Origin of the sequence: Rhizobium sp. LjRoot98, assembly GCF_964252935.1 — a bacterium.
Classification (GTDB): domain Bacteria; phylum Pseudomonadota; class Alphaproteobacteria; order Rhizobiales; family Rhizobiaceae; genus Pararhizobium.
The window spans coordinates 1,002,669-1,017,794 of sequence record NZ_CAXUPW020000001.1; the positions used below are offsets into that span (position 1 = coordinate 1,002,669).

Sequence of the window (15,126 nt, forward strand, 5' to 3'; positions counted from 1 at the left end):
GCATGCGTCCCCGGCGCCGTCTATAAAGACTGGATGTGTTTCATCCAGCTTGCCGCATAGGCAACATACGTTTCAGGAACGGAACCTTTAAATTCCACCGTGTGCGCCTGCGCCTGGCTGGCATCGGCAAGACAGGCGGCGCCAAGGCTGGTCCCGGTGGCACTCTGGCTGCCGATCAGCACCGGCCGGCCGGTCGCCGCCTTCAGCATCCGCAGATAACTCGAATTGACCGCAAACGGCCCTTCGACCACGATCTCACCTTGAGCGCCGATCAGTTCGAGCGAACTGGCCGTCATCATCGCCAGATGGAAAGAAACAACGGCGAGCCGCTGCGGGCCTGTCAACGAGGCCTCGTCGCAGGTCCAGCGCGCCTTGGCATGCGGGAAAGGCCCCGAACCTTCCGGCACCGATGGCAGAAGCATCCATTGGGCAGCCGCCACGTGCGCCTCGACATCCTCCGAAACCGCGACTGCCGGATCAGTGATCAGCGTCGAGAATGCCCGTCCGCCCATGAACCGCGCCGATGGGACGGGATCGCCGAGCGCATTGACGTTGATCAGCGTGTCGCGCGCTTCGTCCAGCGCCACTTTCCTTGCGCCCATCGCCATCATCACCACCCAGGTCCCGGTGGACACAACCGAGAAAGGGGCGGCCCGCGTCAGCACATGCGGAAGCAGCGAGGAATTGGAATCGTGAATGCCGCAATAGACCGGCAGACCGATGGGTAGGCCGGTGTCCCTCGCCGCCTGCGGTGTCAATCCACCCAGAACATCGCTGGCGCGCCGAACGGGTGCAAACAGCGGCCGCCAGCCGCGAGTGTCGACCATCGTGGAGAAGTCGGCAAAATAGGGATTCCACAGATCGGTATGGCAGCCGAGCGACGTCAGTTCGGTGGAAAGAACACCGGTCAGCCGGTAGGACCAATATTGCGCATAGGTCAGGATGCTGGCGACATCGGCAAACTGGTCAGGGAATGTCTGTTCCTGCCAGTAGATCTGCGCACCGATGTTCAATCCCATTGGTAGCCGCGCCGCGCCGGTCTCGGCAAAGAGCGGACGTACTTTGTCATAGTCACCGGACAGTGTGTCAGGGCCGGTGAATTCATAATCCAGTAGTGGCAGGGCGAGATCGCCGTTCTTGTCGAGCAGCACCGCTGTTGCCCCATGGGTGGTCACCGAGATCGCGTCGAACGGCGTCTCGGCATTCAGTGCGGCGAGACTTTCGGTGATGAAACGCCACAGGCGCTCGACATCGAAATGCGGATAGAGACCTTCGGTCACGACGCCGTTGGCGGTCTTGCGCACCGCCGTTTCCTCGAACCGGTCGAGATCAACCAAGGCGACCTTGGCATTCGTCTTGCCGATATCGATGACGGCGATGGTCTTCATGGGATCACTTCATATGAAAGACGGGAACAAGCGGGACGGCGACCGGTTCGTTATCGGCCTTCGTCTCCATGATGTCAGCCATATAGGCCCACCATTTCTGCATCACCGGATGTTTGGGCAGATCGGCCATGGTGTGATCATCCCGCCGCCAGAGAACACCGAACAGCAGGTTAGTCTCTTCATCGAGATGGATCGAGTAATCCGACACCCCGGCCTCCGCCAGCAACGCGGACAGTTCCGGCCAGATCGCGTCATGCCTCGCCTTGTATTCTTCAGTCATGCCTGGGTTGAGCCGCATGCGAAAAGCGTATTTTTCCATAATATCCTCAATGCGCCCTGCGGCGGCGTGCGCGTGACCACAGGATCGGCAATGCGATGACGGAAATCAACAACACGCCGATGAAGATCGACATGACGATACCCGGTACATTGAGAAGCCCGAAGCCGAAGGTGACCATGCCCATGATGAAGGCGGCAAGCACGACGCCCGGAATGGTACCGGAGCCGCCGAGAATGCTGACACCACCGAGCACCACCATTGTCACCACTTCCAATTCGACACCGAGCGCGATCGACGGACGCGTGGAGCCGAGGCGCGAGGTCAGGCAGATCGAGGCAATGCCGGCCATCAGGCCCGTGAGCAGGAACAGGATGAACTTGACCCGGCCGACGCGGACGCCGGAAAACAGCGCCGCCGTCTGATTGTTGCCGATGGCATAGACGGCGCGGCCAAAATTGGTCTTGTGCAGCAGCACGCTGTAGACAATTGCGAAGAACACGAACAGCGCGAATTCGAACGAGAAGACCCACCAAACATAGCCTTGGCCGAAATAGGCGAAGCTGGCCGGATAGCCCGTATAGGCCTGATCGCCCAATATGATGAAGGACAGGCCGCGAAACAGGCTCATAGTGCCGATAGTCACCACGATCGATGGCAGGCCCAGACCGGTGATCAGCAGGCCGTTGATAGCACCGCAAAGCAGACCGGTGCCGAGACCGACGACGACAAGCATCGGCATATCGGCGCCCATGGTGACGGCAAGCCCCATGGCGGTCGAGGACAAAGCGATGATCGAGGCGACGGAGAGGTCGATCTCGCCGGAAATGATGACCAGAGCCATGGCGAAGGCAATCAACGCCTTTTCGGTGAAATTGAACGTCGCGTCGGACAGGTTCCACGGATCGAGGAAATAGGGCGACGCGAAGGAATTGATCGCGAAAATCGCAATCGCCACCACCAGAAGCAGGCTCTCCCAGCTTTTTAGCGCCCGGCTGCCCCGACTTTGCAGCCGGTCCGGAATGATCCGGGGTGAAAGATGCGCCTCCGCCATCAGACCGCCTCCGCTTTCTTCAGAATGACACGTCCCTTGCGCTTTTCGGTGCGGGCGTTGACGGCAACAGCGATGATGATCACCGTTCCGGAAATCGCCAGCTGGGCAAAGGGCGAGATATTGATGACCGGCAGAGCATTCTTGATGACGCCGAGGAACAGGCCGCCGAGCACGGCACCGCCGACCGAACCGATGCCACCGGCAATCGAAATGCCGCCAATGACGCAGGCCGCGATGATATCGAGTTCGAAACCGGCGGCGATATCGACGTAAGCAACGGCATAGCGCGATACCCAGAGATAACCGGCGAGACCCGCGAGACCGCCGGACAGGCAATAGGCGAAGAAGCGCGTGCGGCCGACATCGATGCCGGTATAGACGGCCGCATGCGGATTGCCGCCGACAGCGAAGAAAGCCCGGCCGACCGCCGTGCGCGTCATCAGGATATAGACGGCGGCGATTGCCAGAACCGAGAGCCAGGACAGAACCGGAAAGCCGATCAGTGATGTGCGTGGCAGCGCCTTGAAGGCATCGCTCATCTGATGGGCGTTGATCCACGCGCCCTTGCTCAGAAGGAAAATGCTCCCGCGAAAGATGGTGAGCGTTCCGAGCGTCACGACAATCGGCGGGATTTCCAGCTTCCAGACCAGCAGGCCATTGATCGAACCGAGGAGAGCGCCAAGGGCCACAACCACCAAAATGACCAGCGGAATCGGAATGCCCGGAAACGCCGCATTGAGCATGGCGGCGACCATGCCGCACAGCGCCAGATTGGCCGCCATCGACAGATCGATGCAGCGCGTCAGAATGACGGCCATCTGGCCGAGCGCCAGAATGATCAGGATCGACGTGTCATTATAGACACGCGCCAGATTGGCAGGCGCGATAAAGCCTGGGAAACGCAGGGTAATCGCCGCAAGCAATATAGCGATGGCGACGACCAGCAGGATTTCGCGGTTCTTCAACAATTTTGCCATCACGCAGCCTCCCCGATGCCAGCGGCGGCCCGCACCAGCTTTTCAGCCGTCAGTTCGGCACGCTCAAAACGCCCGGCAATGCGGCCTTCGCGCATGACGATGACCCGGTCGGCCATGCCCATGATTTCGGGAATTTCCGAGGAGACCATGATGACACTCAATCCCTGCCCTGCCAGTTCGCTCATGAAGGCATGCACCGCAGCCTTGGAGCCGATATCGATGCCCTTTGTCGGTTCATCGAGGATGATCACTTTCGGCTGCGTCGCCAGCCATTTGGCGATCACCACCTTCTGCTGGTTACCGCCTGACAGTGTGCCGACATCCTGATCGAGCGAGGCAGCGCGAAGATCGAGGCGCTGCGTATAGTCGCGCGCCAGGGCAAACTCATTGGCGAGCTTCAGGAAACCGGCCCGTGAAGTCTTCTGCAGCGAAGGCAGCGTGACGTTCTGGAAGATCGGCAGGCCGATGATCGCGCCTTGACGGCCGCGCTCCTCCGGTACGTAAACGATACCGGCCTCGATCGCCTCGGCGGGAGATCGGATGACCAGCACTTCGCCGTGAAGTTTGACCGCACCCGCGGATGGCCGGGTGATACCGATCAGCGACTGCATGAATTCGGAGCGGCCCGCACCGATCAGACCGTAGAAACCAAGGATTTCGCCGCGGCGCAGCTCGAAATTGATGTCTTCGAATTCAGTCGGATGACGGTAGCCCGAAACCGTCAGCACCGGTTCGCCGATATCGACATCGACCTTCGGGAAGACCTGACCGACATCGCGGCCGACCATCATTTTGACCAGCTGATCCTGGGTGACGTCGGCAATCAACCCCTCGCCGACCATGCCACCATCACGGAATACGGTGTAGCGGTCGGCAATGCGGAAGATTTCATCGAACTTGTGGCTGATGAACAGGATCGCCTTGCCGTCTGCTTTTAGCCGGTCGATCAGTTCATAAAGCTCATGGATTTCCTTGTGCGACAGGGCAGCCGTCGGCTCGTCCATGATCACGACGCTGGCGTCGATCGACAGGGCGCGGGCAATCGCCACCATATGCTTGTTGGCAATGCCGAGGTCGCGCAGCCGGATGGTCGGATCGATATCCGCACCGACACGGCGCAGCAGGTCACGGGCATTGTTATTGAGCGTCGTCCAGTCGATCAGCCCGAAACGGCCGCGCGGCGCATGGCCGAGGAAGATGTTTTCAGCGACCGACAGTTCATCGAACAGCACGGTTTCCTGATGGATCGCCGTGACACCGGCGTGTGCGGCGGCCATGGCCGTCGGGAAATGGGTTCCTTCCCCATTAACCCGGATCGTGCCGCCGTCCGGCTGGTAGATGCCGGTGAGGATTTTCACGAGCGTCGACTTACCCGCGCCGTTTTCGCCGATCAGCGCCGTGACGGAGCCGGGATACAAGGCGAGCGAGACGCCGGACAGCGCTTTAACGCCCGGAAAGGACTTGGAAATGCCCTCAAGCGCGACAGCGGGTTTCATCCGCGATGTGGTCGTTTCCTGCAGCAAGAGGCAATCCACCGGTGTGATTTGAAATTGAAAATTATCGGCAGGCTATCGCTTGCGCGATTGCCCCTCACCCTAGCCCTCTCCCCGCAGGCGGGGAGAGGGGATGACCGAGGCCGCCGCTTGTTCCTTCTCCCCGTTTACGGGGAGAAGGTGCCCGACAGGGCGGATGAGGGGCATCAGCCTGCGAGTAGGCCTTCAAAAATCAGAAGATCTTGGCGAACTCTTCGACGTTCTTGGCATCGTAGACGAACGGGTCGGCCATGGCGCCTTCGTTGTTGTCGTCGAGCTTGACGGTGCCCATGCGGCCCATCTTCAGTTCGGCGCCCGGCTTTGCTTCCGCACCGCCGATCAGGTCATAGGCGATCATGGTGGCGGAATAGCCGAGGTCGATCGGGTTCCAGATGGCGAAGGACTTCGACGAACCGGCCTTGACGTGGCCCGCCATTTCCGAGGGAAGGCCGAGACCGGTGACGTTGATCTGGCCGACCTTACCCGCGTCTTCAACGGCCTGCGCTGCCGCAACGATGCCGACGGAGGTCGGAGCGATGATCGCCTTGAGGTTCGGGTAGGACTGAATGAGACCCTGCGTTTCGCGATAGGACTTGTCGGCAAGGTCATCACCGTAAACGGTGGCAACGACATTGATGCCCTTGTAGTTGCCCTGAACCTTCTTCATTTCCTCGATCCAGGTATTCTGATTGGTCGAGGTGGCCGTTGCAGAGAGAACGGCGACGTCACCGCCATCCGGCAGCTGGTCGGCGGCAAGCTTGATGATCATATTGCCGATCAGCGGGCTGGACGACGGGTTCAGGTGCATCGAACGTCCTTCCTTGGCGACACCCGAATCCCAGGAAATGACCTTGATGCCGCGGTCCATGGCCTTCTTCAGCGCCGGAACCAGGGCATCGGTGTCGTTGGCCGAAACTGCAATCGCATCGACCTTCTGGGCGATCAGCGAGTTGATGACCTCGATCTGGCCTTCGGCCGTCGTCGTCGTCGGGCCGGTGTAGATCACCTCGACATCGCCGAGTTCCTTGGCCGCTTCCTGGGCGCCCTTGTTGGCCGCTTCAAAGAAGCCGATGCCGAGCGCCTTGACGACCAAGGCGATCTTCTTGTTTTCCGCATGCGCCGCGCTTGTCATCAGTGCCAGCGAAACCGCTGTCGTGACCATCAATGCCTTGAAAATTTTCATGACGTTCTCCTCCCTGAAGCCGCGCGGTCACAATGATCGCGTTCATTCGGCCGTATGCTCTCAAAACTTTGCCAGCCGGCTTGATGCCATCGGCGGTTCCCACTCCCCTCCTCCCGCCGACCTTATGCCGACGAGGAAGCATTCTCTTCAACAATGCCCGAGCGCGTATTGGCGATGACCAAGCCGACGCCTGCATCTTCGAGCATCTGGACATGCCGGTCCTCGATGCCCGAATCCGTGATCACCGTGGTGATGCGCTTCAGCCCACACAGAATGAGGCTGGAACGTTTGTGAAATTTCGACGAGTCGATCAGGACAACGAGTTCATCGGCCTGGTCGATCAGCTTCTGCTCCGCCTGGATGAGCAGCGGATCGCCTTCCATCAGGCCGAGCGGGCCGAGCCCCTGCGCACCCATGAACATGCGGCGCGCATAAAAATTGCGCGTCACGTCATTATCGAACGGGCTGAGGATGATGTTCTGCTCCCGGTAGATCGTGCCGCCGGAGAGCATCACGGTGTTCTTTGAGTGCTTGAGCAGGTGCTCGGCAATCGGAAAGGAGTTGGTGAACACCTGCATGCGGCGATTGGCGAGGAAATGCACCATCTGGAATGTCGTGGTGCCGCCATTGATGATGATCGGCTCGCCATCCTGACAGAGCGCCACGGCCTCCTTGGCAATCGCCTGCTTCTGGCGGGCATGCAAGCCCTCGTTGACACTGAACGGGCGGCCGGCAAGGCCGACGAACTGCGGTGGATTGATCGCTTCAGCACCACCGCGCACCCGGCGCAGGCGTTTTTGCACATGCAGCGCCGCGATATCCCTGCGGATCGTCGCTTCAGAACTATCGGTCAGATCGACCAGTTCAGGCACGGTGATGACCGGCTTGTCCTGGACCGCTGACAGAATGATCCTGTGTCGCTCTTTCTCGTGCATTAGGTTCCTCCAATATTGTCTATGCTTCCATCATGACCGCGCATTGTCAATCACAAACAATCATATTTTTTCATTGTGCAGTGCAATATGATTGTTTTTGATCGTTTATGATTGACATGCGGCCGAATTTTGTGTGATCTGATCGCAACGAATGCGCCCTTTGCCCCGCAAAATCCAGCAGGCCAGCGCAAAATTGACCGGGAGGAATGATCGATGCTCGACAAGCAACAAGGCTCGCGCCTTGCCAATCTCTGGGATGACGCCAAGGCAGCCGCGATGAGCGAGCCGGAACGGCTTCTCTATCGTTCCAACCTGCTCGGTTCCGACAAGCGCATCACCAATTACGGCGGCGGCAACACCTCCGCCAAGGTCATGGAAAAAGACCCGCTCGGCGGCGGCATGGTCGAGGTTCTCTGGGTCAAAGGCTCCGGCGGTGACGTCGGCACTATCAAGATGGACGGCTTTTCGACACTCTATATGGAGAAGCTGGAAGCGCTGAAGGGCCTCTATCGTGGCCTTGAGCATGAAGACGAAATGGTCGGCTATCTGCCACACTGCACCTTCAACCTCAATCCGCGTGCCGCTTCGATCGATACACCGCTGCATGCCTATGTGCCGAAGAAGCATGTCGATCACATGCATCCGGATGCGATCATCGCCATTGCAGCATCGAAGAACAGCCGGGAACTGACCCAGAAAATCTTTGGCGCCGATATCGGCTGGCTGCCCTGGAAGCGTCCCGGCTTCGAGCTTGGCCTTTGGCTTTCGAAATTCTGCGCTGAAAATCCGAACGCACGCGGCCTGATCCTAGAAAGCCACGGGCTCTTTACGTGGGGCGACACAGCCAAGGAAGCCTACGAGACCACCGTCGAGATCATCAACAAGGCGATTGCCTGGTTCGAGACCGAGAATACCACTCCCGCCTTTGGCGGCGCAGTAAAACTCGTTCTGCCGGCCACTGAGCGCCGCGCCATTGCGCTGAAACTGATGCCGGTCATTCGCGGCATGATCAGTGCCGACGAGCGCAAGCTTGGGCATTTCGACGATAGCCAGGCCGTGCTTGATTTCGTCACATCGAAAAACCTAGAGCCACTGGCAGCGCTCGGCACGTCCTGCCCTGACCATTTCCTGCGCACCAAGATTTGCCCACTGGTGATCGATTTCGATCCGGCCTATCCGGACATCGACAAGACGCTGGCCGGCCTTGAAGCCGCGATCGCCGAATACCGCGCCGGTTACGCCGCCTATTACGAACGCTGCAAGCGCAGCAACAGCCCTGCCATGCGCGACCCGAATGCGGTCGTCTATCTCATCCCCGGCGTTGGCATGATCACCTTTGCCAAGGACAAGGCAACGGCCCGTATTTCCGGCGAATTCTACGTCAACGCCATCAATGTCATGCGCGGCGCATCCGGCGTCTCGACCTATGTCGGCCTGCCGGAACAGGAAGCCTTCGATATCGAATACTGGCTGCTTGAAGAAGCCAAACTGCAGCGCATGCCGAAGCCGAAAATGCTGGCCGGCAAGATCGCGCTGGTCACCGGCGGCGCCGGCGGCATCGGCAAGGCGACAGCTCACCGCCTGATGCAGGAAGGCGCGTGCGTCGTGCTTGCCGATATCGATGAGGCGGCGCTTGCCTCCGCCTTGGGCGAACTCGGTGGCCGCTACGGCAAGGATTTCGTCCGCGCTGTCACCATGAACGTCACCGATGAAGCCGCCGTAGAAAAGAGCTTTGCCGACACGCTTCTCGAATTCGGCGGCCTCGACATCCTCGTTTCCAATGCCGGTCTCGCCTCTTCTGCGCCGATCGAAGACACGACGTTGGCGCTGTGGAACAAGAATATGGATATTTTGGCGACCGGGTATTTCCTGGTATCGCGCGAAGCCTTCCGTATCTTCCGCAACCAGAAGGCTGGCGGCAACGTTGTCTTTGTCGCCTCCAAGAACGGCCTTGCCGCCTCTCCCGGCGCATCCGCCTATTGCACGGCCAAGGCTGCCGAAATCCATCTCGCCCGCTGCCTGGCGCTCGAAGGCGCGTCCGCCCAGATCCGTGTCAACGTCGTCAATCCGGATGCCGTTTTGCGCGGTTCAAAGATCTGGAGCGGCGAGTGGAAGGAACAGCGCGCCGCCGTCTACAAGACGGATATGGAAGGACTGGAAGCGATGTACCGTGAGCGATCGATGCTGAAACTCAGCGTCTTCCCGGAAGACATTGCCGAAGCGATCTACTTCCTCGCCTCCGACATGTCGGCCAAATCGACTGGCAACATCATCAATGTCGATGCGGGCAATGCCCAGTCGTTCACGCGCTGAGCCGGAGAAGCCCCATGACACGGATGATCAAACAAGACGTCATCGACGCCGACAATGCTGCGCACCTTGCCGACCTGAAGGCCGATTACGATCACCTCGGGACGCAACTGGCGCGTCGGGGCATCGATATCGGTGCCATCAAAGCGAAAGTATCTGCTTACGGAGTTGCCGTTCCATCCTGGGGCGTTGGCACCGGTGGCACCCGCTTTGCCCGCTTTCCCGGTACCGGCGAGCCGCGCAACATTTTCGACAAGATCGAGGATTGCTCGGTCATCCAGCAACTGACGAAGGCGACGCCGACGGTCTCGCTGCATATCCCGTGGGACAAGGTCGATGACCTGAAGGAACTCAAGGAAAAGGGCAACGCGCTGGGTCTCGGCTTCGACGCGATGAACTCCAACACCTTCTCCGACGCGGCCGATCAGGCGCATTCCTACAAGTTCGGTTCACTCAGCCATTCCGATGCGGCGACACGCCAGCAGGCGGTCGATCACAATCTCGAATGTATCGCCATCGGCAAGGCGCTCGGCTCCAAGGCACTCACCGTCTGGATCGGCGACGGCTCCAACTTCCCCGGCCAGAGCAATTTCACCAAGAGCTTCGAGCGTTATCTCGACGCGATGAAAGCGATCTACAAGGGACTTCCGGAGGACTGGAAAATCTTTTCCGAGCACAAGATGTTCGAACCGGCCTTCTATTCGACCGTGGTGCAGGACTGGGGCACCAACTATCTGATCGCCCAGGAACTCGGCCCCAAGGCCCATTGCCTGGTCGATCTTGGCCACCATGCACCGAACGTCAATATCGAGATGATCGTTGCCCGGCTGATCCAGTTCAAGAAGCTCGGCGGCTTCCATTTCAACGATTCGAAATATGGTGATGACGATCTGGATACGGGCTCGATCGATCCTTATCGCCTGTTCCTTGTCTTCAACGAATTGGTCGATGCGGAAACGCGCAAGGCCGATGGCTTTGCGCCAATGCACATGCTCGACCAGAGCCATAATGTCACCGACCCAATCGAAAGCCTGATGAACTCGGCGACCGAAGTCAGCCGCGCCTATGCGCAGGCACTGCTTGTCGATCGCAAGGCGCTGGAAGAATATCAGGATGGCAACGACGCGCTGATGGCCACGGAAACGCTGAAGGCGGCGTTCCGCACCCATGTCGAGCCGATCCTGGCCATGGCGCGCTACGAGGCCGGCGGCGCCATCTCGCCGGTTGCCGCCTACCGGGCCAGCGGTTACCGCACCAAGGTTTCCGGCGAACGGCCAGCCTCAAGGAGCGGCGGTGGCGGGATCGTCTAAACCGTCCGTTGATCCAACAAGAGCGCCCCTCATCCGCCCTAACGGGTCCCTTCTCCCCGTTAAAGCGGGGAGAAGGGACAAGCGGTAAACTCCGTCACCCCCTCTCCCCGCCCGCGGGGAGAGGGCTAGGTGAGGGGCAATCCATGAATTTGCTGCTTATGCGTTGGAATCGCCTATATTTCTGAAAGCTTCCCCTTATCGCGAACCGGTTCCTGCACTAGTTTCTTTCAAAGATACAACGGAAAGGAACCATCCATGGGTATCGAGAGCATTGTTGTCTTTCTTATCGTCGGCGCCATTGCCGGCTGGCTTGCAGGCTTGATCGTTTCGGGTTTCGGCTTCGGCCTGATCGGGAATATTGTCATTGGCATTATCGGCGCGTTCATCGCCGGCACACTCTTTCCCTACCTCGGCGTTAGCATCGGCAGCGGTATCCTGGCAGCCATTATCCATTCGACAATAGGCGCCGTTATCCTTCTCGTGCTGATCCGCGTTATCAAGCAAGCTTGAGGCGTCATGGCATCGTGCCGGTTTGGCCACCGGCATGCCCACGACCTTTCTTCAGGAGATATCATGTCTGACGTTTACGATCCGCGGATCGAACAAGCAATTCAATCCTTCATTTCCGATCATCCCGGCATGCACACACGCGACGAGGCAATCGCCGCGATCCTGATCAACTGGTTCACCAGCCATGGCTACCTGCCGCACGACCAGGAAGGCATACGTCCGGAAAATCTTGACGCATCGAACGACGACTGAAAGATTACCCGCACTCTATCGCCCGGGCCATCCGGGCGGCCCCCATCAGAAAAGCCACACCATCCAATGAGCATCTCTTCCGTCAAGACCTTCTTTGCCGAACACGCCCCCGATATTGCCGTCATCGAGCTTGCGCAAAGCACCGCCACCGTGGCGCTTGCGGCCGAGGGCCATGGTGTCGAGCCGGCGCAAATCGCCAAGACGCTGGCCTTACGGGTGGCAGATGAAGTGATCCTGATCGTCACGCGCGGCGATGCCCGGCTGGACAACAAGAAGTACAAGGCCCGATTTTCGACCAAGGCCCGCATGCTCGGTTTCGAAGAAGTCGAGGAAGAAACAGGTCATCCCGTTGGCGGCGTCTGTCCCTTCGGCCTTGCCAAGCCGCACAAGGTCTTTTGCGACATTTCACTGAAGGCCTATGACGAGGTGGTACCTGCCGCTGGCGCCCCGCATGAAGCAGTGCGGATCAATCCGGAGCGGATGGCCCGCCTGGCCGCCGCAGAATGGATCGATGTCTCAGAGACCTGAGGCTTACCCGCGCGGCTCGGGTGCGCCTGCCTTGGAATGAACACAAATGTTTCCTTGAAGTTAATATCAGTCGCGGTACACATCGCCCCGTGAAGCGCGCTTGCTGCTTCCCTTTTCTGACATGACGAAGGAGTTGACGACGCAATGAACAGGCTTGTTTGCCCGCTCTTGCTGATCGCCGCGATTGCGGCGCCGGCAGCAGCCATGGATCAGTCACTGGTCAAGCAATTCGAAAAACTCGACCCGCAGACCCGCCTGGAACAGCGATGCGACACGGAGGCAATGTGGAAGATCAGCGCCGACCAATCATCGTTCAAGCCTGACAAGGTCATTGCCTACACGTTTGCGGACCCGATCGTCGATGCCGACAATCTGAAGGCGCCGGGCGCCGTGTTTCGCAGCAAAGGCGAATGGTACAAGCTGAAATACAAGTGCAGCACCGGCCCCGACCATATCGAGATTCTGTCGTTCAATTACAAAATCGGTGACCTCATCCCGCATGACCAGTGGGACGCGCATTATCTCTATCCGTGAGCAGCGCTTTTGCTGCTATAGAGCGATGAACAGGACCATGATAGCGCCGAAAGACAGCGCAGCCATGATGTTCAAGAGTGTCTTCATGATATGGTCGGTCATGTCGAACATCCTTTGACCCGCAGGAATGCGTGAGACCGTATGGCTCCCGGCCTGCGGTGATTTTTGCCCGCCTCGGCAGGATTATTCCGCCGATTGCGCCAAATCTCTTCTCAAGTAACGCACCAGCGAACGATTCAGGTGCACCCAAAGAACGATTCCGCCCAAATTTGCGCCTCAAAGGTTAAAATTTCGCCACACCCGCCTTCGGCGTCGGTAATATTTGTTAACCATGACCGGCTTGCAAAGCTCGTAAGGCCAAAAGCGCAGATGCTCTGTCGGCAGCATCCATCATGAATGCACGATGTAAATGATGGTTCGAACGATAGTCCGGCAACGACGGCCAGCCATCCCCTCCAAGATGCGGAACAACAGTCAACGCACCACCTCAGCACCGCAACGGCGCACGATCCCCGCGAGTGCGGCAATCGGAATTTTCAGCCTGATGGCCGTTCAGGATTTCGGCTTCTGTTCCTCACGGACGGCTTCGTCGTGATACCAGTTGCTGTAATCGACGGTAAGGACCTGCTTCGGCCGGATATCCGCGATCGTGGCAGACTGCTCGAAGCGGCGGCCACCCAACTTCCGCCCACCGGCGGGGAACTCGATAATCTTGGCCGTATCGGCCGGAGACATCATTGCCATAGTGCCTTTTCCTTTTTCACAGACCTCAATGGGGCTGCTTGCAACGAGCATAACAGACTCGCGCGCGATTTGCGCGGATTGATTAAAAAAAAATCAATCCGCCTAAAATATAGGCTATTTTTTAGGCATGGCGCTTTTCGGGGAATTTTCGAGATAAATTTTGGGCGTATGCACTCAAGTCAAATTGTCGCAAGCTCTGCGCATTTTTTACTCAGGACGCTCCCTTCTCCCTTAAACAAGAAGAGAAAGACACGCCGAAATCAAGAAAACCGGTGCAAAAAGCTCAATCATGCCAGCGCCTTCAATGCAGCCAACCGCTTTATGATTTTGATGCGTCCCGCATATCCCCTTCTGCCTCAACAGCAAGAAAATCGAGTGAAACGGCGCCCTCTCCCGAAACTGGCACGGGCCATGCATGTAGGTTGTCAGCCGTTGGCGGCGCAGCATGACTTAAACGATCCGGATGCTGTGCATCAGCAACCCATGAGAGGTTAGAAATGACGAAATTTAAGCTCGAGTATATCTGGCTCGACGGATATACCCCGGTCCCGAACCTTCGCGGCAAGACACAGGTCAAGGAATTTGACGCATTTCCGGCGCTCGAGCAGCTGCCGCTCTGGGGCTTCGATGGTTCCTCGACGATGCAGGCTGAAGGCCGCTCGTCGGACTGCGTACTGAAGCCGGTTGCGATCTATCCGGATCCGGCCCGCACCAACGGCGCGCTCGTCATGTGCGAAGTGATGATGCCGGATGGCGTCACCCCGCATGCTTCCAACAGCCGCGCCACCGTCATTGACGACGAAGGCACCTGGTTCGGCTTCGAGCAGGAATATTTCTTCTACAAGAACGGCCGCCCGCTCGGCTTCCCGGAAACCGGCTATCCGGCTCCGCAGGGTCCATACTACACCGGCGTTGGCTATTCGAATGTTGGCGATATCGCCCGCACGATCGTTGAAGAGCATCTTGATCTCTGCCTCGCGGCCGGCATCAACCACGAAGGCATCAATGCCGAGGTGGCCAAGGGCCAGTGGGAATTCCAGATTTTCGGCAAGGGCTCCAAGCGCGCCGCCGATGAAATCTGGATGGCCCGCTACCTCCTGCAGCGTCTGACCGAAAAATACGGCATCGACATCGAATACCATTGCAAGCCGCTCGGCGACACCGACTGGAACGGCTCGGGCATGCACGCCAACTTCTCGACCAAGTACATGCGCGAAGTCGGCGGCAAGGAGTATTTCGAAGCCCTGATGGCCGCCTTCGAAAAGAACCTTCTGGATCACATCGCCGTCTACGGCCCCGACAACGACAAGCGCCTGACCGGCAAGCACGAAACAGCTCCGTGGAACAAGTTCTCCTACGGCGTTGCTGACCGTGGCGCGTCGATCCGCATCCCGCACTCCTTCGTCAACAACGGCTACAAGGGTTACCTGGAAGATCGCCGCCCGAACTCGCAGGGCTGCCCCTACCAGATCGCTTCGCAGATCCTGAAGACGATTGCCGAAGTTCCGACCGCAGGCAGCATTTCGGCCGCAGCCTAAGTTCGGCAGCAATACCGGATGGACTTTCATGGCGTCGCCTGTTCAGGGCGGCGC

At 58.8% G+C, this 15,126-nt stretch carries 15 protein-coding genes; 7 read left to right on the forward strand and 8 right to left on the reverse strand.

All coding sequences use genetic code 11. The features are described 5' to 3' along the window. Positions 1 to 20: 20 nt before the first annotated feature. The 7 genes from ACSQ3J_RS04915 to ACSQ3J_RS04945 form a co-directional block, all read right to left on the reverse strand. Positions 21 to 1,388, reverse strand: a complete 1,368-nt coding sequence (locus ACSQ3J_RS04915) for an FGGY-family carbohydrate kinase (protein WP_060500272.1) — start codon at positions 1,386 to 1,388, stop codon at positions 21 to 23. 4 nt (positions 1,389 to 1,392) lie between these two features. Continuing rightward, complete coding sequence (gene rhaM, locus ACSQ3J_RS04920) at positions 1,393 to 1,707, reverse strand: L-rhamnose mutarotase (protein WP_060500274.1); 315 nt, start codon at positions 1,705 to 1,707, stop codon at positions 1,393 to 1,395. Between the two features lie 7 nt (positions 1,708 to 1,714). Beyond that, positions 1,715 to 2,719, reverse strand: a complete 1,005-nt coding sequence (locus ACSQ3J_RS04925) for an ABC transporter permease (protein ID WP_060500276.1) — start codon at positions 2,717 to 2,719, stop codon at positions 1,715 to 1,717. After that, complete coding sequence (locus ACSQ3J_RS04930) at positions 2,719 to 3,699, reverse strand: ABC transporter permease (RefSeq protein WP_060500278.1); 981 nt, start codon at positions 3,697 to 3,699, stop codon at positions 2,719 to 2,721. The genes ACSQ3J_RS04925 and ACSQ3J_RS04930 overlap by 1 nt, the downstream gene beginning before the upstream one ends. Further along, positions 3,696 to 5,192, reverse strand: coding sequence for a sugar ABC transporter ATP-binding protein (locus tag ACSQ3J_RS04935; protein WP_060500280.1), 1,497 nt, complete (start codon positions 5,190 to 5,192; stop codon positions 3,696 to 3,698). The genes ACSQ3J_RS04930 and ACSQ3J_RS04935 overlap by 4 nt, the downstream gene beginning before the upstream one ends. A 229-nt stretch (positions 5,193 to 5,421) precedes the next feature. After that, positions 5,422 to 6,411, reverse strand: coding sequence for a rhamnose ABC transporter substrate-binding protein (gene rhaS, locus ACSQ3J_RS04940; RefSeq protein ID WP_060500282.1), 990 nt, complete (start codon positions 6,409 to 6,411; stop codon positions 5,422 to 5,424). Positions 6,412 to 6,533: 122 nt separating this feature from the next. Next, positions 6,534 to 7,346, reverse strand: a complete 813-nt coding sequence (locus tag ACSQ3J_RS04945; RefSeq protein WP_037105479.1) for a DeoR/GlpR family DNA-binding transcription regulator — start codon at positions 7,344 to 7,346, stop codon at positions 6,534 to 6,536. A gap of 213 nt (positions 7,347 to 7,559) precedes the next feature. Between ACSQ3J_RS04945 and ACSQ3J_RS04950 the strand changes: the two genes are divergently transcribed. From ACSQ3J_RS04950 to ACSQ3J_RS04975, 6 genes are all read left to right on the forward strand, one after another. Beyond that, a complete protein-coding gene (locus tag ACSQ3J_RS04950; protein WP_436038771.1) occupies positions 7,560 to 9,659 on the forward strand; it encodes a bifunctional rhamnulose-1-phosphate aldolase/short-chain dehydrogenase in 2,100 nt (699 codons plus the stop codon). A gap of 14 nt (positions 9,660 to 9,673) precedes the next feature. Next, entirely contained in the window at positions 9,674 to 10,966 is a 1,293-nt protein-coding gene (gene rhaI, locus ACSQ3J_RS04955; RefSeq protein WP_060500285.1) for an L-rhamnose catabolism isomerase, read from the forward strand. 255 nt (positions 10,967 to 11,221) lie between these two features. Next, complete coding sequence (locus ACSQ3J_RS04960; protein ID WP_060500287.1) at positions 11,222 to 11,476, forward strand: GlsB/YeaQ/YmgE family stress response membrane protein; 255 nt, start codon at positions 11,222 to 11,224, stop codon at positions 11,474 to 11,476. Positions 11,477 to 11,539: 63 nt separating this feature from the next. Next, positions 11,540 to 11,728 (forward strand): hypothetical protein, encoded by a 189-nt coding sequence (locus ACSQ3J_RS04965; protein WP_060500289.1) that lies wholly within the window; start codon positions 11,540 to 11,542, stop codon positions 11,726 to 11,728. Positions 11,729 to 11,794: 66 nt separating this feature from the next. Then, entirely contained in the window at positions 11,795 to 12,256 is a 462-nt protein-coding gene (locus ACSQ3J_RS04970; RefSeq protein ID WP_436038774.1) for a YbaK/EbsC family protein, read from the forward strand. 144 nt (positions 12,257 to 12,400) lie between these two features. Continuing rightward, positions 12,401 to 12,790, forward strand: a complete 390-nt coding sequence (locus ACSQ3J_RS04975) for a DUF930 domain-containing protein (protein WP_060500293.1) — start codon at positions 12,401 to 12,403, stop codon at positions 12,788 to 12,790. Positions 12,791 to 13,342: 552 nt separating this feature from the next. Here the strand turns inward: ACSQ3J_RS04975 and ACSQ3J_RS04980 are convergent. Beyond that, positions 13,343 to 13,534, reverse strand: a complete 192-nt coding sequence (locus ACSQ3J_RS04980) for a DUF2735 domain-containing protein (RefSeq protein WP_060500294.1) — start codon at positions 13,532 to 13,534, stop codon at positions 13,343 to 13,345. 497 nt (positions 13,535 to 14,031) lie between these two features. Here ACSQ3J_RS04980 and ACSQ3J_RS04985 point away from each other — a divergent pair, with 497 nt between their 5' ends. After that, positions 14,032 to 15,072: a glutamine synthetase beta-grasp domain-containing protein gene (locus tag ACSQ3J_RS04985; protein WP_060500296.1), complete on the forward strand. Its 1,041-nt coding sequence runs from the start codon at positions 14,032 to 14,034 to the stop codon at positions 15,070 to 15,072. Positions 15,073 to 15,126: the final 54 nt, after the last annotated feature.